The 23,870-nt window shown below is 42.9% G+C and carries 24 protein-coding genes; 3 read left to right on the top strand and 21 right to left on the bottom strand.

What is annotated here, in order from left to right; translation table 11 throughout:
- Positions 1-204 precede the first annotated feature (204 nt).
- The 18 genes from nagZ to yceD all read right to left on the bottom strand — a co-directional run bounded on the left by nagZ (position 205) and on the right by yceD (position 14,191).
- Positions 205-1,242, bottom strand: a complete 1,038-nt coding sequence (gene nagZ / locus PROVALCAL_RS18195; RefSeq protein ID WP_392397801.1) for a beta-N-acetylhexosaminidase — start codon at positions 1,240-1,242, stop codon at positions 205-207.
- Positions 1,243-1,296: 54 nt separating this feature from the next.
- The gene (locus tag PROVALCAL_RS18190) at positions 1,297-2,181 is read right to left on the bottom strand and encodes a protein kinase family protein (RefSeq protein WP_006660817.1); all 885 of its coding nucleotides are present in this window, start codon (positions 2,179-2,181) and stop codon (positions 1,297-1,299) included.
- Entirely contained in the window at positions 2,174-2,767 is a 594-nt protein-coding gene (gene lpoB, locus PROVALCAL_RS18185; RefSeq protein ID WP_006660816.1) for a penicillin-binding protein activator LpoB, read from the bottom strand. The genes PROVALCAL_RS18190 and lpoB overlap by 8 nt, the downstream gene beginning before the upstream one ends.
- Complete coding sequence (locus PROVALCAL_RS18180) at positions 2,764-3,183, bottom strand: YcfL family putative periplasmic lipoprotein (protein WP_006660815.1); 420 nt, start codon at positions 3,181-3,183, stop codon at positions 2,764-2,766. Before PROVALCAL_RS18180 ends, lpoB begins: the two co-directional genes overlap by 4 nt.
- A 6-nt stretch (positions 3,184-3,189) precedes the next feature.
- Complete coding sequence (gene hinT, locus PROVALCAL_RS18175; protein ID WP_006660814.1) at positions 3,190-3,540, bottom strand: purine nucleoside phosphoramidase; 351 nt, start codon at positions 3,538-3,540, stop codon at positions 3,190-3,192.
- A 33-nt stretch (positions 3,541-3,573) separates the two neighbouring features.
- Positions 3,574-4,356 carry a metal-dependent hydrolase gene (locus PROVALCAL_RS18170; RefSeq protein ID WP_006660813.1) on the bottom strand — a complete coding sequence of 261 codons (783 nt, stop codon included), beginning with the start codon at positions 4,354-4,356 and terminating at the stop codon, positions 3,574-3,576.
- 12 nt (positions 4,357-4,368) lie between these two features.
- Positions 4,369-5,361, bottom strand: coding sequence for a DNA polymerase III subunit delta' (gene holB, locus PROVALCAL_RS18165; protein WP_006660812.1), 993 nt, complete (start codon positions 5,359-5,361; stop codon positions 4,369-4,371).
- A gap of 10 nt (positions 5,362-5,371) precedes the next feature.
- Positions 5,372-5,998 carry a dTMP kinase gene (tmk, locus tag PROVALCAL_RS18160; RefSeq protein ID WP_006660811.1) on the bottom strand — a complete coding sequence of 209 codons (627 nt, stop codon included), beginning with the start codon at positions 5,996-5,998 and terminating at the stop codon, positions 5,372-5,374.
- A gap of 8 nt (positions 5,999-6,006) precedes the next feature.
- Positions 6,007-7,029: an endolytic transglycosylase MltG gene (mltG, locus tag PROVALCAL_RS18155; protein WP_006660810.1), complete on the bottom strand. Its 1,023-nt coding sequence runs from the start codon at positions 7,027-7,029 to the stop codon at positions 6,007-6,009.
- 60 nt (positions 7,030-7,089) lie between these two features.
- Positions 7,090-7,917: an aminodeoxychorismate lyase gene (pabC, locus tag PROVALCAL_RS18150; RefSeq protein WP_006660809.1), complete on the bottom strand. Its 828-nt coding sequence runs from the start codon at positions 7,915-7,917 to the stop codon at positions 7,090-7,092.
- Between the two features lie 147 nt (positions 7,918-8,064).
- Positions 8,065-9,315 (bottom strand): beta-ketoacyl-ACP synthase II, encoded by a 1,251-nt coding sequence (gene fabF / locus PROVALCAL_RS18145; RefSeq protein ID WP_006661431.1) that lies wholly within the window; start codon positions 9,313-9,315, stop codon positions 8,065-8,067.
- 78 nt (positions 9,316-9,393) lie between these two features.
- Positions 9,394-9,627, bottom strand: a complete 234-nt coding sequence (acpP, locus tag PROVALCAL_RS18140) for an acyl carrier protein (protein ID WP_006660807.1) — start codon at positions 9,625-9,627, stop codon at positions 9,394-9,396.
- Positions 9,628-9,783: 156 nt separating this feature from the next.
- Entirely contained in the window at positions 9,784-10,518 is a 735-nt protein-coding gene (gene fabG, locus PROVALCAL_RS18135) for a 3-oxoacyl-ACP reductase FabG (protein WP_006660806.1), read from the bottom strand.
- A gap of 8 nt (positions 10,519-10,526) precedes the next feature.
- Positions 10,527-11,459, bottom strand: coding sequence for an ACP S-malonyltransferase (gene fabD / locus PROVALCAL_RS18130; RefSeq protein ID WP_006660805.1), 933 nt, complete (start codon positions 11,457-11,459; stop codon positions 10,527-10,529).
- 18 nt (positions 11,460-11,477) lie between these two features.
- The gene (locus PROVALCAL_RS18125; protein WP_006660804.1) at positions 11,478-12,428 is read right to left on the bottom strand and encodes a beta-ketoacyl-ACP synthase III; all 951 of its coding nucleotides are present in this window, start codon (positions 12,426-12,428) and stop codon (positions 11,478-11,480) included.
- Positions 12,429-12,431: 3 nt separating this feature from the next.
- A complete protein-coding gene (gene plsX, locus PROVALCAL_RS18120; protein WP_006661428.1) occupies positions 12,432-13,472 on the bottom strand; it encodes a phosphate acyltransferase PlsX in 1,041 nt (346 codons plus the stop codon).
- Between the two features lie 11 nt (positions 13,473-13,483).
- Complete coding sequence (gene rpmF / locus PROVALCAL_RS18115; protein ID WP_006660802.1) at positions 13,484-13,654, bottom strand: 50S ribosomal protein L32; 171 nt, start codon at positions 13,652-13,654, stop codon at positions 13,484-13,486.
- 12 nt (positions 13,655-13,666) lie between these two features.
- Positions 13,667-14,191 carry a 23S rRNA accumulation protein YceD gene (gene yceD / locus PROVALCAL_RS18110; RefSeq protein ID WP_006660801.1) on the bottom strand — a complete coding sequence of 175 codons (525 nt, stop codon included), beginning with the start codon at positions 14,189-14,191 and terminating at the stop codon, positions 13,667-13,669.
- 142 nt (positions 14,192-14,333) lie between these two features.
- On the opposite strand from yceD, the gene PROVALCAL_RS18105 reads away from it, so the two are divergent.
- Positions 14,334-14,918 carry a Maf family protein gene (locus PROVALCAL_RS18105; protein WP_006660800.1) on the top strand — a complete coding sequence of 195 codons (585 nt, stop codon included), beginning with the start codon at positions 14,334-14,336 and terminating at the stop codon, positions 14,916-14,918.
- A gap of 48 nt (positions 14,919-14,966) precedes the next feature.
- Here PROVALCAL_RS18105 and rluC read toward each other — a convergent pair whose 3' ends face one another.
- Positions 14,967-15,923 (bottom strand): 23S rRNA pseudouridine(955/2504/2580) synthase RluC, encoded by a 957-nt coding sequence (gene rluC, locus PROVALCAL_RS18100; RefSeq protein ID WP_006660799.1) that lies wholly within the window; start codon positions 15,921-15,923, stop codon positions 14,967-14,969.
- Between the two features lie 617 nt (positions 15,924-16,540).
- Between rluC and rne the strand changes: the two genes are divergently transcribed.
- Complete coding sequence (gene rne, locus PROVALCAL_RS18095) at positions 16,541-19,732, top strand: ribonuclease E (RefSeq protein WP_006660798.1); 3,192 nt, start codon at positions 16,541-16,543, stop codon at positions 19,730-19,732.
- A gap of 148 nt (positions 19,733-19,880) precedes the next feature.
- On the opposite strand, the gene tmaR is transcribed toward rne, so the two are convergent.
- The gene (gene tmaR, locus PROVALCAL_RS18090) at positions 19,881-20,213 is read right to left on the bottom strand and encodes a PTS system regulator TmaR (RefSeq protein WP_006660797.1); all 333 of its coding nucleotides are present in this window, start codon (positions 20,211-20,213) and stop codon (positions 19,881-19,883) included.
- A gap of 418 nt (positions 20,214-20,631) precedes the next feature.
- Here tmaR and sbcB point away from each other — a divergent pair, with 418 nt between their 5' ends.
- Positions 20,632-22,071, top strand: a complete 1,440-nt coding sequence (gene sbcB / locus PROVALCAL_RS18085; RefSeq protein WP_006660796.1) for an exodeoxyribonuclease I — start codon at positions 20,632-20,634, stop codon at positions 22,069-22,071.
- A gap of 60 nt (positions 22,072-22,131) precedes the next feature.
- Here sbcB and dld read toward each other — a convergent pair whose 3' ends face one another.
- Complete coding sequence (gene dld, locus PROVALCAL_RS18080; protein WP_006660795.1) at positions 22,132-23,859, bottom strand: D-lactate dehydrogenase; 1,728 nt, start codon at positions 23,857-23,859, stop codon at positions 22,132-22,134.
- Between the last annotated feature and the right edge of the window lie 11 nt (positions 23,860-23,870).

Genomic DNA, 23,870 nt, shown 5'->3' with positions numbered 1-23,870 from the left:
AAGTTATATTACGTGATATTAATGTATGATTTTCGTACATATCATTAATGCTACTGCAATATTTCTAATCAAATATCGCAACCTATTTTTTTACTTGCTTTATTTTCTCAAAATAAGGTTACCCGTAACTTATTCAGCCTATTTAAGATAAAAAAAAAACCGATGAGATAATCCTCTCATCGGTCTATTTTCAGTGAAATTTAATTAGCGATTACGATGCTCTTGCCATTTTTCATGTAAATCGACTAATTGATGATGACTCTGTTTCCAACGCTCCACTGATTGCAGCTCACTTAATGTATATTGGCGACCACTGTGGTAAAGCTTAGATGCTCGGCTGTCATCTTGTTTTGGCAAATTATCCAGTACGCTCACTGCACCTTCACGATTGTTGCAAACCAAGATCATGTCACAACCTGCATTTAATGACGCTTTTGCTCGCTCTGGGTAACTTCCCATAATAGCAGCCCCTTCCATGGATAAGTCATCCGAGAAAATAACCCCGTTGAAACCAAGTTGTTCACGTAACACGGATTTCAACCAGAACGGAGAGCCACTTGCAGGACGGTCATCCGCTTGAGTGTAAATCACATGTGCTGGCATGATAGCGTCCAATAATTCACGTTGAATAAAGTCTTTAAAAATAGACATATCTTTGCCACGAATTTGCTCTAATGAGCGATCATCTCGAGGTGTTTCTTTGTGTGAATCCGCTTTAACCGCGCCATGTCCCGGGAAATGCTTACCGGTGGTTTTCATGCCTGCACTGCGCATTCCTCGAATAAAACGCTCTGCCATCGTCATGGCGATTTCAGGATCTGCATGGAATGAACGTTCACCAATGGCAATACTTTCATGCCCTAAATCCAACACAGGGGCAAAGCTAATATCAATATCCATGGCAATCATTTCTGCTGCCATTAACCAGCCAGCTTCTTGTGCTAATTTAGCACCATCCATTTGATTATTCAGTGCGGCAAACGCCTGCGCGGACGGTAATGCAGTAAAGCCGTCACGAAAACGCTGTACGCGACCACCTTCTTGATCCACCGCAATCAATAAACGGTGTCTTGATGCATCGCGGATTTGGCGAACTAATTCCCGCAGCTGCGCCGCATCATGGAAGTTACGGGTAAATAAAATTAACCCGCCTACCAGTGGATGAGCTAAAATTTCACGCTCTTCGTTGTCCAGCTCATAACCCTGAACATCCAGCATTATCGGACCCATAACATGCCTCACTTGATTAATTTTTAACAAATTCTTGTGTATTCACTGATGTTTTCTATTGCCCGATTACAGACCAAAATAGTCTCGTAATGGGGCTGAATCATTTAAAAACTGCGCGTGCTGACGCTGGCACCACTGCACTTCATACCACATTAGCGTCATGTATTTAACCCATGGCTCCCATTGCTGGCAATGACGAGCCAAATGATGTTTATCTTTATACGCACCAAACGTTTGGCAATAATGCGTCAAGAAATAATCACGTTGCTCTAGCGTCAGACTATTGAATTGAAAATAAGTTTCTAATGATAAGCCAATATCCGTATTCGCCGCATATTCCCAATCCACTAACATCGTCGGCACTTTTTGCTGACAAAGTACGTTCCCTGAATGAATGTCCATATGTGCAGGTGCAAGTTTGATAACGTTTGGCATCGGGGCGTATAGGAAATGATGATGCACTCGTTTCCATCGTGAAGATATTCTTTTTTTATCAATTAGATAGCCGTAATGCGCAATCTCATTACGTAACGGTAATCGGTAGCTTAATAGCGTCTGACAATGAAGCTTGGCGACTATCTCTGCCAGTTGGTATTGAAATTTAGAGGAAAGAAATTGTGCGTGGCAAGGGTGATCGCCTGCAACCCATTCGAGTAACAACCAATCAGAGTTTCGCCCTATCACATCAGGCGAGTAAGCAAAATGCTTGAGTTGTTTTAAAATACGCGCTTCTTTGCGCCGATTAACAAACAAAGCACTCTGTGCTTGCCCTTCTGCTCGGGCAATTAATTTGATCGTCGAAAACGTTTTCTCGGTTCTAGAAACGGGCTGACTTTCAAGTAAATAACTACCACCGGATAAACCCGCTAATGACGAAACTTCCCAGCATGATGGTAAAATAGCTGGGAAGCATTCACCGAGTAATGCAAACAGAGAGGAACGATTACTCAATACTCTGTTTTCCAGACCAAACAATCTCACCGGTTTGCACTTCCATTAACTGCATTTCAATGCTGCGTTCTTTCGTTGAGCCGGACATCACACTGTAAATCACATATTGTGCTTGAACATAGCGTCCTAACCCAATTGCTTTACTACGCGTCACCAGACTATCATCCTGCGATAATCCTAACGTTTTACGCGCGGCAGCGACAACACCTTGAGGGACGACCTTGAATTTATTAGTTTTCGTTACTTCATTAGTTAATGCCGCTGTCACAGCCTGTGAAGGTAGACTTCCACTGGTATTATTTTTCACGGAATCGACTAACAATACTTTGCCACTTTCAACACCATCATCCGCAACCATTTTATTCACCAATGGTTGTAATGCACTTGCCCAGTCCGTTGTTTGCTGCTTAGGCGGCATAGGTACCGTGTCGGTTGGTGGCGGTGTTAAATCAGGTTGTTTTTCAGGTTGTGTTCCTGGGGTGACGTCCGGTTGTACAGGGACAATAGGCGGTTTAGGTCCTTGCGGGACTGATGGACAACCAGCCAAAATAAATGCTGCCGCTGCGACCAATAAGATCCGTTTCATTGTGACTCTCCAGCCGTTGAAGGTAAGAAAACATAGATACGAGCATTGCGGGCAAGTGGAGATATTGTCACCTCTTTCAGCATTACTGACGAATTCGCAGGAATCATCTGAGGCTGACTTTTCGTGGAGTCCACTCTTAAACCTTGCTCGTCGTACCAAAAAATACGATACAGCACAGTTACCGGTGTTTTTTCAATATTGCTCATATTAATGGTCGTCGTAGCCGTTACGTTTCCCACCTTGATCACCGGTTTTTCTACAATCACTCCTGCCGCTAGCACGGAGGGTTCCATCACCACACGCTGCTGCTCATTAAACGATAACCCTGTTTTTTTGTTCCAAACACAGCCACTTAAAAAAGCGGTAAGTAAGCTGAGTATCGTGGCATATTTTAAGACTAATGCAGCGCGTTTCATGATGAGTTACTTAGCTAATAATGGACCTAATGGACGTCCACCCACTAAGTGCATATGAATATGAAAAACTTCTTGTCCTGAATGTTTATTACAGTTCATGATTAAACGGTAACCATCTTCGGCAATGCCTTCTTCTTTCGCAATTTTTGCGGCAACAGTAAATAAGCGCCCTAATGCTAGCTCGTCATCCACCGTCACATCATTCACTGTTGGGATCAGCTTGTTTGGGATGATTAAAATGTGAGTGGGTGCCTGAGCAGCAATATCACGAAATGCGGTGACGAGTTCGTCTTGATAAACAATCTCAGACGGAATTTCACGTCGAATAATTTTACTGAAAATAGTCTCTTCTGCCATGACAAGTTCCTTAATAATTCTATAGTTATCTATTTATTGTCCAACGTGTAAATGAAATAAACGGTTGAAGTTTTGTGTCGTAATTTCCGCCATTTCCTCGACGCTCACTCCTTTGAGCACAGCCATATACTCAACGACATCACGCACATAGGCAGGTTGGTTTTCTTTGCCGCGATGCGGGACTGGTGCTAAATAAGGCGAGTCCGTTTCCACTAAAATTCTATCTAACGGTACAACTCGTGCAGCTTCACGGATCTGTTCCGCATTACGGAACGTAACAATACCGGAGAAAGAGATATACATCCCTAAGTCGAGTAAGTCTATCGCGGTTTGTTGGTCTTCCGTAAAGCAATGCAATACGCCACCACACTCATCCACTTTTTCTTCGCGTAAAATGGTAAGAGTGTCTTCCCGTGCCGAACGAGTATGCACAATAACCGGCTTATTCACTTGGCGACCAATGCGAATATGCTGGCGAAATGACTCTTGCTGCAACGCTGCATTTTCCTGCTGATAATAATAATCTAAACCCGTTTCGCCGAGCGCGACAACTTCTTGACCTGCCGCTAGCTGTGCTAATTTTTCAAAATCATAACCTTCATCCAAATTGAGTGGATGAATGCCACAAGAAAATGCCACATTGTCGCGTTTGCCAATTAGCTGTTTCATGCTTTCAAAGCCCGGTAACGTGGTTGCTACCGCTAACATAAAGCCGACATCTCGTGTGGATGCTTTTGCGATAACATCATCGACGTTAGTATGCAATTTTTCATAATCTAAACAGTCGAGATGGCAGTGTGAATCAACAACAAACATAATCTACTCTTTTTATCTTGAGGGTGAAGCGAATAACGCTTCCCAATGTAATAACTGATTAGCCAGAATCAATTCCTGATTTAATGCAGGTACTGTTAATAATTGGTGACGACAGCCCTGCCACTGGCTATAAACATCTAATAATTGTGAGCTACTCATCGATGTGGCAAGCGCGGTAACACAAGCAATTTTATCTTGGTTAACAAGGAACTGACCTGCTTTTTGTTGCAATTTTATCCCATCCGAAAGCAACCCTAATAACCAACTAATGCATTCTGGTGCATTGTCTGTGTTCAATGCAGGTAAAAGCCTTAAAAAATCCTTGTTCTGCAAGCTGCTCTCTAGCTCACTACACAATAGTTGACGTCGTTGCCATTGCGCCGGCTCAAGTAATTGCAATGCAGCAATCGGTGCGCCTTGGCATAGTCGTAATGCAGTGATTGCATCATCCACAGATAAACCAGTCAGCTGTTTTTGCAGCCAGTATAACGCAACTTGCTGATCGGGAGAGGGTAAAAAGTGGGTCAAGCAGCGACTTCTTAAGGTCGCTAACATGCTTTCAATTTTTTCACAGCCCAACAGGAAATAGGTTTGACTTGATGGTTCTTCCAACGTCTTTAACAATGCGTTAGCGGCGGCATCTGTTAATGCTTGGGCATTTGGAATAGAAACCACTTTTGCACCACTTTGTTGTGCATGACCGCTTAAGGTTTCAGTGAGTTTACGAACGGCATCAACGCTGATTGTCGCTTTACCTTTTTCTACTTCTAAAACATGGTAGTCAGGATGCGTGCCTGCCAGCATTAAACGGCAACTATGGCATTCGCCACAGCTTTTCAGTCCATCTCTATTTTGACAAATAAGCCAACGACTAATGCCATAACTTAAAGCGTCTGCACCATTTCCTTTCATGGAATGGATTAATAATGCATGGTGCCCACGCCCCGCTTGGTAAGCGCTAATTAATTGACGATAAGCCTCATTCAGCCATGGATACCAATTCATTATCAATGCCTTATTTTGCTAACCATGCAAGTAACGTCTTGCGGATATCAGCTTGCACTTGTTCAATATTTTGACTCGCATCGATGGTTAAGATAGATTCATCTGCCGCCGCCAATTCTAAATAGCGGGCCCGTGTGCGTTCAAAAAATGCCAATGATTCTTTCTCAATACGGTCTAACTCACCACGGGAACGTGCTCGTTGTAAGCCTAATTCGGGTGGTAGGTCTAAATAGAGCGTCAATGCAGGTTTAAACCCACCTAACACTAAATCTCTGAGTGACGCCATTAATTGGCGGTCAATTTCCCGCCCGCCACCTTGATAAGCTTGAGAGGATAAATCGTGCCTATCGCCAATAACCCATTTTCCCTCCGCGAGAGCAGGTTTAATAACGGTATCGACCAACTGGACTCGTGCAGCGTACAGCATCAGCAATTCAGCTTTGTCTGTAACTTTATCACCTTCAATACCTTGCTTAATTAGCTCACGCAGTTTTTCAGCGAGTGGTGTGCCACCAGGTTCACGCGTGAATACCATATCGTGAACACCCGCTTGGGTTAATGTTTCAACAACTGTGTTGATTGCTGTTGTCTTTCCAGCCCCTTCTAAACCTTCAATAACAATAAATTGGTTTTTCATTTCGTTTATCAATTCTTTTGCTCAATTTGTCGGTAAACCTTAACGGCACGGTTATGATCATTAAGATTACGACTAAAAGTATGTCCGCCAGTACCGTCGGCGACAAAATATAAGTAATCTGTTTTCGCTGGGTGTGCAGCCGCTTTAATCGAAGCAAGCCCCGGCATGGCAATGGGTGTTGGTGGTAAACCATCAATTTTATAAGTGTTATACGGAGTATAGTTATCTAAATCGCTGCGATAAATTTTACCACGATAATTCTCACCTAACCCATAGATTACCGTTGGATCAGTCTGTAAGCGCATATTTTTCTTTAAGCGATTGACAAAGACAGAAGCCACTTGCGCTCGTTCATTATCCACCCCTGTCTCTTTTTCAACAATCGATGCCATGATCAACATTTCATAGGCATTCTTATAGGGTAGATCTTTATCACGACCTTTCCACTCGTCTTCAACGGTCGATTTCATACGCTTATAGGCACGCTTTAATATCTCAACATCGCTAGTACCCGCAGTGTATAAATAGGTGTCTGGATAGAGCCATCCTTCAAGGTTGTCTCCCTCTTTAAAATCCAACATAGCGTATAGCTCTGTCGGTGTTGCATCTTGCGTTTTGTGCTCCAGATAAGGCGCATCTCGCAAAATGTTGCTCCAATCAGACAGCTTATTCCCTTCGATAAAACGAATATTAAATTGCGCTTCTTTACCACTTGAGATCAGCGCTAATAATTGCTCTACCGTCATGTTTGGCTGTAGCCGGTAAGTCCCTGCTTTGAACTGCGCCAATTCTGGGCGCGCTTTGAGCAGAAGCTGAAAATGATGACCTTCTTCAATGAATTTTTCTTTGATTAATAACCCTTCTAAAGCAACTCGTCCTGTACCAGCAGGTACTGTAAAAATAGTTTCTTGTACGATGTTGATTGGCTTTTTAGCATAATCAAGGATTTGGCGATATTGCAGGTACACAACAACCGCGCCGATAATCGCAAGGACAAAAACAATCAGTGTTATTTTTTTGGCTAATTTCATTATTGGTCACTTAAATGCATTGTTCGTCGATAAACGATAAGAGTGAAATTGTTATCGGATTTAAATTTGTCGCTGTAATAATAAATATTCAAACAGCTCTCTTGATTGGTATCTCACTGTTTTATTTTCTGAAAGTTGAATGCTTTTCACCGGTAATATAGGCATTAACGCATTGCAAATAATGACTTCTTCACACTGTGTCAAAATTGCTGGAAACCGTTCAACTTCGGCCAAATGGTACTGGCTATCTTTAAGTTTCGCTATGATCTTTTGTCTCATTAATCCATTCACACCAGACTGCTCTAGAATGGGTGTATAAACATCTCGACCGATGCGCCAAAAGATATTCGCGCTACAGCATTCAACCATCACGCCATGGGTATCTAACACGACCGCTTCATCTAGCTTAGCATCATCTATTTCTTGGCGGATCAATACTTGTTCTAAGCGATTCAAATGTTTCATACCCGCTAAGATTGGATTGCGACTTAATGGAATTCGGCTAAGCATTAAAGCTGCACCTTGGCACTGTAATGTGGCATAGTGCTTAGGAAAAGGGGAAACCATTACCATAATGGTTGGCTGTTTGAAGCCTTGAGAACTGTAGCCGCGGCCGCCAGCGCCACGACTAATCATAACCTTCACCACAAATTCATCATCAGTTTGTTGTTCACAAACCTGCTCAATATGCTGTGTCAATTGCTTCCAATCTACTGAAGGCAATTTGAGTCGCGTTGAATCTTGCTGTAGACGAAGAATATGCTGTTCTAGCATCTTAGCTTGTTGATTCATACCATGGATAGTCGTAAAGCACCCATCACCAAAGGCGATAGCGCGATCGGTAATATCAATTTGCTGACAAGAAATGCCGTTAACCCAATAAGTCATGATTGTTTCTTATAATAAAGACTGATAAATCAGACAGTAACATAGTGTTAATATCATAAACCAAAGCAAGGAGTACTGCAAAAAGAAGGCAAAAATAAAGCCCCAGTACCAAAGATACTGGAGCTTAGGAACTCAACGAATAATTGATTATTCTGCGTGATAGCGGCGGAAAATCAATGAACCGTTAGTACCACCGAAGCCAAATGAGTTACACAGAGCATATTCCATGTTCTCGACTTTACGTGCTTCTCCCGGTACGAAATCAAGATTACAACCTTCATCAGGATTGTCTAAGTTGATCGTTGGTGGAATGATCTGATCACATAAAGACAGAATAGTGAAGATAGATTCAACCGCGCCTGCAGCACCTAACAGGTGGCCCGTCATCGATTTTGTCGAACTCACTAACACTTTAGTGTCTTCACCAAAGACAGACATAACCGCTTGTGCTTCGGCTAAGTCTCCTGCAGGTGTTGATGTACCATGAGCATTAATATAACCAATATCAGTTGGTTCTATGCCTGCATCGTTTAGCGCATTTTTCATTGCTAATGCAGCGCCTTCACCATTTTCTGGTGGTGACGTCATATGGTAAGCATCGCTGCTCATACCAAAGCCTGCAATTTCCGCGTAAATTTTCGCGCCGCGTGCTTTAGCGTGCTCGTATTCTTCGAGAATAATGATGCCCGCACCATCACCCAGAACAAAACCATCACGGTCTTTATCCCAAGGACGACTTGCAGCTTGTGGGTTATCATTACGCGTTGACAATGCGCGCGCTGCACCAAAACCAGCCACACCTAATGGTGTCGTTGCTTTTTCAGTACCACCCGCTAGCATAACATCCGCATCACCATAGGCTATCATCCGTGCTGCATGTCCAATATTATGAACGCCTGATGTACAAGCTGTCGCAATTGAAATGCTTGGACCACGGAGACCATACATGATGCTTAAGTGACCAGCAGCCATGTTGATGATTGTCGATGGTACGAAGAATGGGCTAACTTTACGAGGACCACCGTGCATCATAGATTCACAGTTATCTTGAATTAATCCCAACCCGCCAATACCAGAACCAATCGCTAAACCGATACGAGTAGCATTGGCTTCTGTTACTTCCAATCCAGAATCTTTGATGGCTTGATAGCCAGCTGCGATACCATACTGAATAAATGGGTCCATCTTCTTCGCATCTTTGCGAGAGATGTCAAAATCTTCGTAATTGAAATCTTTTACTAAGCCTGCAAATTTAGTTGCGTGGTTAGTAGTATCAAAATGATCAATTAGGCTGATACCACTCTGTCCGCCACAAACAGCTTTCCATGATGAATCAACTGTATTGCCGACAGGAGATAACATGCCAAGTCCGGTTACGACTACACGACGCTTAGACACGTATGTCCTCCAAGGAGGGAATTAGTTACATAAGAAACATAGGCGATCGAATGATCGCCTAGATAAGTTTTACTGCTATTACTCAGATGCTTTGACGTAGTCAATTGCAGCCTGTACTGTAGTGATCTTTTCAGCTTCTTCGTCAGGGATTTCGCAATCGAACTCTTCTTCCAGAGCCATAACCAGTTCTACTGTGTCAAGAGAATCAGCGCCCAAGTCATCAACAAATGAAGCTGTATTTACAACTTCTTCCTCTTTAACACCCAGTTGTTCAACGATGATTTTCTTAACGCGTTCTTCGATAGTGCTCATACTATTAAAATTCCTATCAAAACTCGCTTTCGCGATGGTTTTCGTAGTTTATGAAATACAGGAAAAGATACAACCCAATCCCGGCTGTTGAAACCATTATTTTGCATTATTTTGCATTAGATAACACAAAAAAATGCAAATGGTTCCCTCATTTCTTTAGATCATGTACATGCCACCATTGACATGCAATGTTTCACCTGTGATGTAAGCAGCTTCGTCAGAAGCTAAAAATGCTACAGCACTGGCAATTTCTTGTGCATCACCCAGTCTATCCGCAGGAACCTGAGATAAAATGCCTGCACGTTGTTCGTCTGTCAATGCCTTAGTCATATCAGTTTCGATAAAACCAGGCGCTACAACGTTAACAGTGATACCACGAGAAGCGACTTCACGAGCTAATGATTTACTAAAACCGATCAGCCCAGCTTTCGCTGCCGCGTAGTTTGTTTGTCCCGCATTTCCCATCACGCCCACAACAGATGCAATAGAAATAATACGCCCACAACGTTTTTTCATCATGGCACGCAAAACGGATTTAGACAAACGGTAAACGGATGAAAGATTAGTGTCAATAATATCTTGCCACTCATCATCTTTCATGCGCATCAATAAGTTATCACGCGTAATACCAGCATTATTAACTAAAATATCGATTTCGCCAAATTCCGCACGGATCTGGGTCAATGTTTCTTCAATTGATGCTGGATCTGTCACATTTAACGCTAAGCCTTTACCTTTACCTTCTAAATAGGCAGTAATCGCTTCCGCGCCTTTTTCGCTGGTTGCAGTACCGATAACAGTCGCGCCGCGTGACGCTAAGGTTAAAGCAATCGCTTTACCGATTCCACGGCTAGCACCAGTGACTAGTGCAATTTTTCCTTCAAAGCTCATTGTCGTCCTCAGATAGTTTCTAAAGCCGAGTCTAATGATACAGGATCATTGACTGCAACGGCAGTTAAATTAGAGACAATTCGCTTGGTTAGACCAGTCAGAACTTTGCCTGGACCCATTTCAACCAATTGCTCAATGCCTTGTTCTGCCATGAATTCGACTGTTTCAGTCCAGCGCACCGGATTATACAATTGGCGCACTAATGCATCACGGATATTTTTTGCAGACGTCTCCATTTTAACATCAACGTTATTAATAACTGGATAGGTCGGCTCACAAAATTCAATTTTTTCTAATGCATCAGCTAATTTATCTGCGGCTGGCTTCATTAATGCACAATGAGAAGGTACGCTAACAGATAATGGTAACGCACGTTTGGCACCCGCTTCTTTACATGCTGCACCCGCACGTTCAACAGCCGCTTTCTCACCCGCAATAACCACTTGTCCAGGAGAGTTAAAGTTGACAGGGGATACAACCTGCCCTTGCGCTGCGTCTTGGCATGCCTTCTCGATAGATTCGTTATCTAAACCGATAATTGCATACATTGCGCCAGTCCCTTCTGGAACAGCGTCTTGCATCAATCGACCACGCAGCTCTACCAATTTGATAGCCTGTTTGAAATCAATCACGCCAGCGCACACTAATGCAGAATATTCGCCGAGGCTATGACCAGCCATTAAAGCGGGCATTTTGCCATTTTTTTCTTGCCAAACACGGAAGATAGCAACAGACGCTGCTAATAATGCAGGCTGAGTCTGCCATGTTTTATTTAATTCTTCTTCTGGTCCATTTTGGACTAATGTCCAGAGATCGTAACCCAATGCTTCAGAGGCTTCAGCAAATGTATCTTTAACCAGCTGATTTTGTTCAGCTAAGCCAGCTAACATTCCTAAAGACTGGGAACCCTGTCCCGGGAATACCATAGCAAATTGTGTCATGTCTGTTTTCTCAGTAAATTAAAAACGAACGAGTGCAGAGCCCCAAGTAAAACCGCCGCCAAATGCTTCTAATAGCACTAATTGACCACGTTGGATGCGACCATCGCGCACCGCTTCATCTAATGCGGTAGGGACTGATGCTGCAGAAGTATTTCCGTGACGATCCAGCGTAACAACCACTTTATCCATGGTCATATCCAATTTTTTCGCTGTCGCAGAAATAATTCTTAAATTTGCTTGATGTGGCACTAACCAATCAAGTTCTTCTTTTGCAATGTCGTTATTTGCCAATGTTTCATCAACAATGTGGGCTAATTCACGCACTGCAACTTTGAATACTTCGTTACCTGTCATGGACAAGTATGCTTGATCATCTGAACAGCGACTGCGATTTGGTAAAGAGAGCAAATCACCATAACGACCATCTGCATGTAAATGCGTAGAAATAATACCTGGCTCTTCAGATGCACCAATCACCACAGCACCCGCTGCATCACCAAACAGAATAATCGTCCCGCGATCATTCGGGTCTAAGGTTTTTGATAACGCATCAGCGCCAATCACCAGCGCTTTTTTGGTCATGCCCGTTTTAATAAACTGATCAGCAATACTAATAGCATAGGTGAAACCAGCACACGCTGCTGCAACGTCAAATGCCGCACAGTCATTAATTTCCAACATTTGCTGAATCTGACAAGCCGCACTTGGAAATGCGTGTGTCGCGGAAGTGGTTGCAACGATAATTAAACCAATTTCACTGCTGTCGACTTGTGCCATTTCCAATGCATTTTTTGCAGCTTGGAAACCCATTGTAGACACATTCTCATCGTCAGCTGAAATTCGTCTCTCTTTAATACCAGTACGCGTTACAATCCATTCATCAGAAGTATCAACCATTTTTTCCAGATCAGCATTGGTACGAACTTGCGATGGCAAATAGCTGCCTGTTCCTAATATTTTACTGTACATAGGTTATTGATCACTCCTGGGTAAAACAATATTAAGTCGAGCTGTTATTCTTTCAGGAACTTGTCGCTCAATAGCCTGCACGGCACGATCAATTGCGGCTTTAAACGCGCTTTCATTCGCTGCACCATGACTTTTGATGACAATGCCTTTTAATCCTAACAGAGTCGCGCCGTTATACTGGTCGGGGTTCATATCCCCAAAACGCTTCATTAGCCGTTTTTTTAACCATTTCTTAGCGAGTTGCATAAACCAACTGCTTTTTTTGTTCTCTTCACCGGCTGATTTCAACAATGAAAGAATGACTCGAATAACACCTTCCATTGTTTTTAGTGAGACATTACCTGCGAAGCCGTCACACACTAATACATCCGTTTTTCCTGTCAGCAATTCATTGCCTTCAACATAACCAATGTAATTAATTGATGCCGTTTCTTTCAACAAAGCGGCGGCTTCGCGGATATTGTCCAGCCCTTTACTCTCTTCTTCGCCAATATTGAGTAAAGCGACTTTAGGTTGACTGATGTTGGCAACTTCTTCTGCCATCACTGAGCCCATTACTGCAAATTGCACAAGCATTTCACTGCTGCAATTTACGTTAGCCCCTAAATCGAGGACAACGGTTTTACCTTTCTTTTGGTTTGGCAGAATAGTCATTAACGCAGGGCGTTCAATGCCTTCAATTGATTTTAACATCAATTTAGCCAATCCCATCAGAGCACCCGTATTACCTGCGCTCACGCAAGCTTGAGCTTGACCTGTCTTGACTAACTCCAACGCCACTCGCATTGACGTCCCTTTACTTTGGCGAATTGCGTGAGATGGCTTAGCATCGCTTGCAATAACGTTTTCAGCTGGGATAATTTCGATACGCGAAAGTTGCTCCGCACTTTGTTGTGCAAGCAAAGGATGAATGGCTTCGGGTTGACCGACAAGCAGTAATTTTAATGCTGGATTAGATGCCAGTGCCTGCAATGCAGCAGGCACCGTGACGCGGGGACCAACATCCCCGCCCATGGCATCTAACGCGATGGTTAGACTAGCCAAAGTATCAACAATTACTTGCTGATAACCTTACGGCCACGGTAGTAACCATCTGCAGTCACATGGTGACGCAGGTGAGTTTCACCGGAAGTTTTATCTACAGAAACTAGGGTAGCAGTCAGTGCATCATGTGAACGACGCATACCGCGTTTTGAACGAGTTGGTTTATTCTGTTGTACGGCCATTGACCTTACTCCTTAAGTACTTTTCTTTAAACTGGCTAATACGGCAAATGGATTTGGTTTCTCTACCTCAGGAGGTAGTTCACCATACACCATGTCCGCTTCGGACACTTCACAGTGTTCAGAATCATGAACCGGAACCACTGGTAGGGATAGAATTATTTCATCTTCTAACATTCCCAGCAAATTTATTTCACCAAATTCATCTACATAAACTGGTTCATACTGTTCCGGTAATGCTTCGGCCTTTTCGTCATTGACGACAGGACTAAAACAATACGATACGTAGACATGATGTTTGAAATTTTTTCCGCAACGTTGGCATTGTAGGGTGACATCCACTTCAGAATGTCCCTCTATGACCGTCAAGCGCTGATTATCAATTTTAAATGATAATTTGCTTTCAACATCACTATCTACACTGACTACTGATTCGGCAATTCGTGCTACTTGCTCAGGTGTATAACTCCCGACATAGTCGAGGTTTTTCTGAGCTGCACGCTGCGCATCGATAGTCAGGGGTAATTTTACCTTTTGCATAAGGCGCGCATATTAACTTTGTAATGAACTATAGTCAAAGAAAAAGGCGGGATAAACTCGCCTTTTCACCAAAAAATCGCCGGTTAAGCGGATATAGTTTAAAATGAGTTAACCCTTTTGGCTACGAGTTTCGAGAAAAATCATGAAATCGATTATTTTGGCATCAACCTCTGAATACCGACAAGCGTTGCTGAAAAAGCTAGGCATCCCTTTTCTAGCGGCGGCGCCCAATATTGATGAAACCCCTATACTACAGGAATCGGCTCAAGCTTTAGTGATACGTTTATCTCACGAAAAAGCCAAGGCGTTGTCTCAACAATACCCTCAACACCTGATTATCGGCTCTGACCAAGTTTGTGTCATTGACGATAAGATCGTCGGAAAACCGCACAATTTTGAGAATGCGTTTAAGCAGCTCAAAGCTGCGTCAGGTCATCGAGTCACTTTTTATACTGGGCTTTGCTTATTAGATAGCACAACGGGTACATTTAATGTTCAGTGTGAGCCCTTCGATGTCTATTTTAGACAGTTAACGGATGAAGAAATCACCCAGTATTTACATAAAGATGAACCGTACCAATGTGCAGGTAGTTTTAAATCGGAAGGGTTGGGTATTAGCCTATTTGATAAGTTATCAGGACGAGATCCAAACACATTAATTGGCTTACCCACAATTTTATTGCTGGAAATGTTACGCCAGCATGATGTGAATCCACTCCTAGACTAGATGACAAGGCTAGCTGACATGTTGATGTCAGCTAACGCTTACACACCATTATTGTGCTTTTTTAGCTCTCAACACTTTGAGACACTGATTTAAATCATTATGCAGTGGCGCAACAACGCGCATTTCTTCCCCAGATTTTGGGTGAGTAAATTTTAGGGCATACGCATGCAGAAATAGACGTTTTAACCCTGTATCGGCAAGTTGACTGTCAAACTGTTTATCACCATAACGATCATCAAAAGCAATTGGATGCCCCGCATGTAACGTATGGACACGAATTTGATGAGTACGACCAGTCACTGGACTCGCTTTTACCAACGTCGCGTTTTCAAAACGCTCTTCAACTTTAAAACGCGTTTCAGAAGGTTTACCTTCACTGCTTACACGAACAATACGCTCACCACTTTGCAAAATATTTTTTAATAATGGTGCTTGAACAACTTTCGTGTGCGACTGCCAGTTACCACGAACTAACGCTAAATAATCTTTCTGCATCTGTTTTAAACGCAGCTGCTCATGAAGTGCACGTAATGCCGAGCGCTTTTTAGCCACCAATAAAATGCCTGATGTATCTCGGTCTAAGCGATGCACTAACTCCAGAAAACGTGCTTCTGGGCGCAACGCTCGCAATCCTTCAATAACACCAAAGCTTAATCCGCTGCCGCCATGCACTGCGGTTCCGGATGGCTTATTGATCACTAAAATGGATTCGTCTTCATAAAGAATACAATCAGCTAACGCCGCCACTTTATCTAATTTTGCTGAAACTGGTGCTGTTTCACGCTCAGCGACACGCACAGGCGGGACACGAACTTGATCCCCTTCCAGTAATTTGTATTCTGGCTTAATTCGCCCTTTGTTGACACGCACTTCACCTTTACGGATGATGCGATAAATCATGCTCTTAGGAACACCTTTTAACTTGCTCAGCAAGAAATTATCAATGCGCTGCCCTGCTTCGTCATCGCTAATATCAATAAATTGGACTTGGTTTTCTGTTTTCATTCGGGAATGCGTTAACTCTAATTGATGAATAAATAGTCTCACTTACGTGGGTATATCATACCGACTCCACGAATTTTTTTATGTTTTTTTTAAATTGGTCAATTTCTAGATGATCGGCTCAATTTCTTAATAAAATTTCCATATAACTTACGTTGCGCTTGCTATAATGCACTTGGCAATGGAATAATAAGCGCTGCCAAGATGTTTAAAAACGAAAATTGGCTTTGCTATGTTAGCTTTAGGTGTTTTTGCACTTTCAGCTATAATTATTTTTAGCTAGTAGAATACAAGTTAGACGTAATACTGTAGGAATTTATTATTTGATGGCGTAACGATGCTGCAATGGCGTAAGACATCTAACAAGATCAAGTAAATTAGCGAGCAACGAATTTTAGCTTATTGGGTTGGGAGTCTCCGTTTTCTAAGAAATTTACGGCATCCTGATTAAGAACGCTGAATTTTTAATCTAAAAATCAGGTTCACCGAATACTGCGCGTCTCTATACGAACGACTGCCGAGAGGTAGACGGCTTTGTAAAAATCATGAGGCCATCGGTTTACAGTAGCTCTTTCTTTCGCTGCTCTTTATTATTTAAAAAATAATGAGTAAGTAACAACATGAAAAGAATGCTAATCAACGCAACTCAACAGGAAGAGTTGCGTGTTGCCCTTGTTGACGGGCAACGACTCTACGATTTGGATATTGAAAGCCCAGGTCATGAGCAAAAAAAAGCCAACATTTACAAAGGTAAAATTACCCGTATTGAACCAAGCCTTGAAGCTGCTTTTGTTGATTATGGCGCTGAAAGACACGGTTTCCTGCCTATCAAAGAGATCGCTCGCGAATACTTCCCAAGCAATTATCACTCTCAAGGTCGTCCGAACATCAAAGATGTGCTGAAAGAAGGCCAAGAAGTTATTGTTCAAGTTGATAAAGAAGAACGTGGTAACAAAGGTGCTGCCTTAACCACATTTATCAGCTTAGCGGGAAGTTATTTAGTTCTCATGCCTAATAACCCTCGTGCAGGTGGTATTTCCCGCCGCATCGAAGGTGAAGACCGCACAGAATTAAAAGAAGCACTATCTTGCTTAGAAATCCCAGAGGGTATGGGATTAATCGTTCGTACCGCGGGCGTTGGCAAATCAGCAGAATCACTACAACAAGATTTACTGTATCGCTTACGCCATTGGGAAGCGATTCAAAAAGCAGCAGAAAACCGCCCTGCTCCATTCTTAATCCACCAAGAAAGCAACGTTATCGTTCGTGCTTTCCGCGATTACTTACGTCCTGATATCGGTGAAATTCTGATCGACAACCCGAAAGTGGTTGAAATGGCGCGTAACCATATCGAAGCAATTGGTCGTGGCGATTTTGCAAGTAAAATTAAACATTATAGCGGCGATGTTCCACTGTTTAGCCACTATCAAATTGAATCTCAAATCGAGTCAGCGTTCCAACGTGAAGTCCGTTTACCTTCAGGTGGTGCGTTAGTTATCGATACAACGGAAGCCTTAACGGCTATCGATATCAACTCCTCACGTTCAACCCGTGGTGGCGATATCGAAGAAACCGCATTCAATACTAACCTTGAAGCCGCTGATGAGATTGCACGTCAATTACGTTTACGTGACTTAGGTGGTCTAATTGTTATCGACTTTATCGATATGACCCCAGTTCGCCATCAGCGTGAAGTTGAAAACCGTCTACGCGAAGCAGTTCGTCAAGACCGTGCGCGTATTCAAATTGCTCGTATTTCACGTTTTGGTCTGTTAGAGATGTCTCGCCAGCGTCTTAGCCCATCTTTGGGTGAATCTAGCCATCACGTCTGCCCACGCTGTTCGGGTACCGGAACTATCCGTGATAATGAATCGCTGTCGCTGTCTGTACTGCGTTTAATTGAAGAAGAAGCACTGAAAGAAAATACCCATGAAGTGCATGCGATTGTTCCCGTACAAATCGCGTCGTATCTGTTAAACGAAAAACGCCAAGCTGTCACTGAGATTGAACAGCGCCAGCGCAACGTTCGTGTTGTGATAGTCCCTAACGATCAGATGCAAACACCGCATTTCCATGTCATCCGTATTCGTAAAGGTGAAGAAGTTCAGACTCTGAGCTACAACTTAGCGCAATACCATGAAACGGAAACGCTGAATCAAGGCGAAGAGCCAACAAGCGAGCGTAAAGCCCCTGAGCAACCTGCTATTTCAGCATTTGCACTACAAGAACCTGTTGAAGTGCCTGCACTGAAACAAAAAGAGTCTCCATCTAAAGCGCCAGCCCGTCCAAAAACAGACGAGCAACCTAACGTTGGTTTATTCAGTAAAATCGCAGCTTTCTTTAAAGGTCTATTTGCCGAAGAAGAAAAAGTGGTTGAACAACCAGCGCAAAAAGCGCGCCCAAACAATAATGATCGTCGCCGTAATAATGACCGTCGCCGTAATAACGATCGTCGTAATAACAATCGCCGTGACCGCGATGATAATTACGAAAATCGTGATAACCGCGAAAATCGTGATAACCGAGACAATCGTAATAATCGTAATGCGCAATCTGAAGATGCAGCAAATCGCAATAAGGGTCGTAATAACAAAAATACGAACCAAGTTGATGAGCAAACGACAGACACTGCAAACCGCGATAATCAACAACGCCGTGAGCAACGTGCAGAACGCCGTCGCCGTCAAGATGAGAAACGCCAACAACAAACAGCGAAAACTCAGCAAGATAGCCAACAAGCTGCTGTTGACAATACCGTTGTAGAAAAAGATGAAGAAGAGCAACGTCCAGTAGCGCCTCGTCGTCAACGCCGTCAGTTAACACAAAAAATCCGTGTGACTGATAATGAGCAAACGACAGAGACTGCAATTGTTGCAGAGATGCCAGCTACGCCAATGGCGGCACTTCCTTCAACCGTTAATGTTGAGAAAAAACACGATAATGTCACGTTGAACGAAGATGACAATTTGGCGGTTAACTCAGAGCAACAGGATGATGATGAGAAACAAGACACCATTATCCCACGTCGTTCTCGTCGTTCACCACGCCATCTGCGTGTGAGTGGTCAGCGTCGTCGTCGTTACCGAGATGAGCGTCATCTGAATAAATCACCAATGCCTTTAGCGGCGGCTGTAGCCTCCCCTGAATTAGCGTCTGGTAAAGTATTTATTCGTTACCCTGTTGTTCAGCCTCAACAAGAAAGCATGGCTATCATGACCAATGAAGAAATGCTAGAACAACAAAACACGGTTCAGGCTCCAGCTGCAATTCAAGCGCCGGTGGAACAGGTTGAAGTGAAATCAGAACACATTGAGACTCCAGTCGTTACTGAAACTGTCGTTGAGACACCAAAAGTAGAAACTGAGACTCATGTTGTCGCTGAATCTATTGAGACCATTGCCGTAGAAAGCAATACTGTCCTGGAAAGCGTCATTGCTGACGTTACTGAAACAGAAAAAACTGATGTCGTTCAAACGGTTGTTGATACAATTGTTGAAACACCTGTCGTTGAAGAAATCAAAGAGATTTCTGAACCTGCGGTGGCGGATGTCGTCGTTGAAACGAAGGTTGCTACGGCAACAGTAGTTGAAACAACAGTGGTCGATGCTGTTTCAACATCAAACGCGCTTAGCTTACACAAATGTCATGCATACTCACCAATGACGAAAGCCCCAGCCCCTGCGGTGATGGCTTCCGACTTTGAAATTAAAGAGTATCAACGTGAGCCATCAACCTTTGAATCTAAAGGTGCAGGTGGTCATGTGGCAGCGAATGTTGCCACATCAGAAATGGCAAAACCAGCTAGTGTCTAATGAGTTAGACATATAATAAATAGCCTCGATAGTATATCGGGGCTTTTTTTTGCCTCATATTCTTCAATGCTCGTTATAAGAATAAAAAAATACCCCGCTGGTTTTAAAACATCACAACGAGGCATCTTAAAACTGAATTTTTTAGGGTTTATTTCACATCAATACGTGGTAAATCACCCATCTCTTTAAGCTTCTTAGAGATTTCACGGCGTTCTTTAGAAAGCTCCGCATTTTTAATGATGTAATCGTCTACGCGGTCATCATAGTCGCTACGCATATTGGCAATAATAGCTTGGATATCTTCAATAGACATGCCCGGCTTAATATATTCACTAAGGTTATCTAACAGCAAAACACGTTTTTGGTTATCACGAATTTTTTTTTCATTATCCGTGATTTCGCGACGAATTTTATTTTTACGACGAAACATACGCACAAATTCCAGCACATTTTGGAAAGTTGGTTTGTTAGCGTTTTCCATGTTTAAAATCCTCTATTCAATAATCAAAATGTATTGTCTATTAACACAATACCTTCTTCCATGGTCACCTTACAAGTTACATTCACAATTTTATTAATTTGAATTTAATGATTTGCATTACTAATGCGTCTTTAGCCCTTAATTTGCGAGCACACTCAGGGAAGACTGAATTTTATCATCATGAAGATGCTATTGAAGCGTGAATCGGTATCGCACAGTCATCACGCTGACGACGAGAAACGCGCTATCACACTCTATCCCTTGGGATCCAACGTTAAAAACGTGCCGCAGTATGATTCATGCAATAGGAATATCATTTTCTTCACGAGTAACTTCCACATAAGTTTAGATTTTCTGCCAGATGGTTTACCATAGCCTTCAAACGGTTATACGCTTGCATTACTCACCTAAATCGACGATGGACCTCATTTTGAAAAATAATCATAACCAGCCAACCTTCTTTATTCATGACTATGAAACATTTGGTAAGCATCCGGCTCTCGATCGCCCTGCTCAATTTGCTGGTGTGCGAACAGACTTAGATTTCAACATCATCGGTGAACCTGAAGTATTTTACTGTAAACCTACGGATGATTATCTTCCTCAACCGGAAGCTGTAATGATAACGGGGATTACCCCGCAAATCGCCATGGCAAATGGTGTGAATGAAGCCGAGTTTGCCAAGCGTATTCATCAGGCATTTAGCGTGCCGAACACCTGCATTATGGGCTACAACAACATTCGCTTTGATGATGAAGTCACTCGAAATATTTTTTACCGTAATTTTTATGACCCGTATGCCTATAGCTGGCAACAAGGTAATTCTCGCTGGGATTTATTGGATGCATTACGTGCGTGTTTCGCATTGCGCCCTGAAGGAATTAACTGGCCAGAAAACGATGATGGGTTACCTAGCTTACGTTTAGAGCATCTCACCAAAGCCAATGGCGTTTCCCATGAAAATGCTCATGATGCGATGTCCGACGTTTTAGCCACCATCAATATGGCAAAATTGTTGAAACAGGCACAGCCACGCATGTTTGACTATTTCTATCAGCTAAGAAATAAAAATAAAGTTAACCAGCTGATTGATATTGTGGATATGACCCCATTAGTGCATGTGTCGGGGATGTTTGGTGCCTTACGTTCATACGTAAGCTTAGTGACTCCACTAGCATGGCATCCTGAGAATAAAAATGCGGTGATTATGTGTGACCTCTCTGGCGATATGTCACCACTGCTAACATTAAGTGCTGATGAACTTCGTGAACGCTTGTACACCCCTAAAGCTGAACTCGGGGATGACCTGCCGGTTCCAATCAAATTAGTGCATATCAATAAGTGCCCAATCCTTGCGCCAATCAACACATTACGTACCGTTGATGCTGAACGTACTGGGCTGGATCGGGATCTGTGCATGCGTAATTTAGAACTGCTGCGCAAAAATCCGGATGTCCGAAATAAACTGATTGAACTATTTAGCGTAGGTCAACAATTTGAAGAATCAAATGACGTGGATAGCCAAATCTATAATGGCTTTTTCAGTCCTTCAGATCGCTCCACAATGGATATTATTCGCGAAACAGCACCGCAAAATTTACCTGCGTTAGATCTTAGTTTTGAAGATAAACGTATGAAAGAGTTATTCTTCCGCTATAAAGCACGAAACTACCCGTCCACGTTATCCTATGATGAGCAGCAACGTTGGTTGCAGCATCGCCGTGACTATTTTACCGAAGCGCGTTTAACCGACTATTTACAACAGATTCAATTACTTATGGGCGTGCATCATGAAGATGAGAAACGCTGCCAGCAATTAAAAGCATTAGTAAACTATGCCTATGAATTAGCAAGTTAATAACCAGTGATAAAAATAAAAATGGGCAGAAAACCTGCCCATTAAATTGCAATTATTTGATTAGTGGTCGCAACCACAATCCCCTTCCCAATGTTTGCGCTTGGTTGTCTTACCCAACCCTGGATTCATCGTGTTTGTCGGGTCTGACTCTTTGTAGAACGATTTTAGTTGTTCTGGTGCCTTATACAGATGTCCAACATTGTGTTCTGCTGGATACTGAGCGCCACGCGCATCCAGTAATTCCAACATTTTTTGTTTTAACTCTTTTGGATCGACACCTTTTTTCAAGACATAGTCTTGGTGCATTACGTGGCACATAAAGTGCCCGCAATATAGCTTATGCACAATGAGGTTTTCTATCTCTGGCGGTAACTTTTCAAACCAATCACGGTCATTACGTCTCAATGCAATATCTAACGGTAAGACGTCTTCAACATCTTTATTATGTACAGCATGATAGCGTACCGCTGACCCCGCTGCGGCAAATCGATGCAAGAATGCTTTTGCGCCCTCTTCTGGCGTGCATTCAAAATAACCACCATCCGCGGTTGCAAAGAATGATTTCAGCCAAACTTTTGCTTCATCAATCCCATCGCCTGCCATTTTAAGCATCAAATGGTGCTCATATTTATCTCGGAATTGTTTCATTCTAGGCGGTAAATGAGAAGGCCAAAGCTTGCTTAACAGCTGCATAGTTCGGTCAATTAAGTTTGATGGGAGCAATGGAACTTTATTCAGCACAGCGTCCATACGTCCTTTAATTGTGAAGAACGTAGGCATTTTATCTGTGCCAAACTTATCTATCATTAAGAACGTATCTTTGCCGTATATTTCCGCAATATCAAAACAACCGCGATGCATGTATTCACCTGCAACAGGTAAATTTTCAAATTCACTGAGAATATGGCGACGGATATCTTCAAGCACATCGGGGTTGTTCGAGCCAATATAGAAAACTTGTGTTGCTTTATCCGCAGGGAACGTGTCTAAACGTACGGCAAACACAGCTAATTTACCGGCGCAACCTGACGCTTCAAATAGTCGGCGCTCATCCGCATTAAAACGAGAAGGTGTATCGGCATCCACATCACGTACCCGCGTTGCGTATTCATGGTCAGATGCTAATTTTTCACTGCTTTCCACATCTTCGCTACTGTAGCGACGATTTTGTAAGTTGGTCAGGATCTCTTCTGGTGTATCACCCAATGCGATCCCTAAATGGTTGACCAATTCAACAGTACCATCTTCATTCACTCGCCCGTATAACGCAAGCTCAGTATAGGCGGGTCCTCGGCGTACTAATGAACCGCCTGAACTGTTGCAAATACCACCAACAACAGAGGCGCCAATGCAAGAAGAACCAATTAATGAATGGGGTTCACGCCCCAGCGGTTTGAGAATTTTTTCGAGGTCATAGAGGGTACTACCTGGCATCGCAACCACTTGGTTAAATTCAGGCAGGACTTGTATTTGGTTCAAACGCAATGTGCTAATAATCACGATATCACGATCATAATCATAACCACTTGGCGTGGAACCTTCAGTTAACCCTGTATTTGCCGCTTGCATAATGACGACTCTATCGGCTTCGACACAGGCTTTAAACACATACCATTGCTCTAATAACGTGGTTGGAAAAACAACAGCAATGGCATCCCCTACACCGGAGCGAAAGCCTTTACGATAACGTTCTGTTTTATGGGGTTCGGTAAGGATATTTTTTTTGCCAACAATGTTCCTGAGTGTGAGTAATAGTCGTTGGTTCTCAGGATTTTTTACATCATTCATCTCATGCCTTC

This window comes from Providencia alcalifaciens DSM 30120 (genome assembly GCF_000173415.1).
In the GTDB taxonomy this organism is placed as follows: Bacteria; Pseudomonadota; Gammaproteobacteria; order Enterobacterales; family Enterobacteriaceae; genus Providencia; species Providencia alcalifaciens.
Note: the sequence above shows the minus strand (reverse complement) of the source record. Positions and strands in the feature narration are given on the sequence as shown.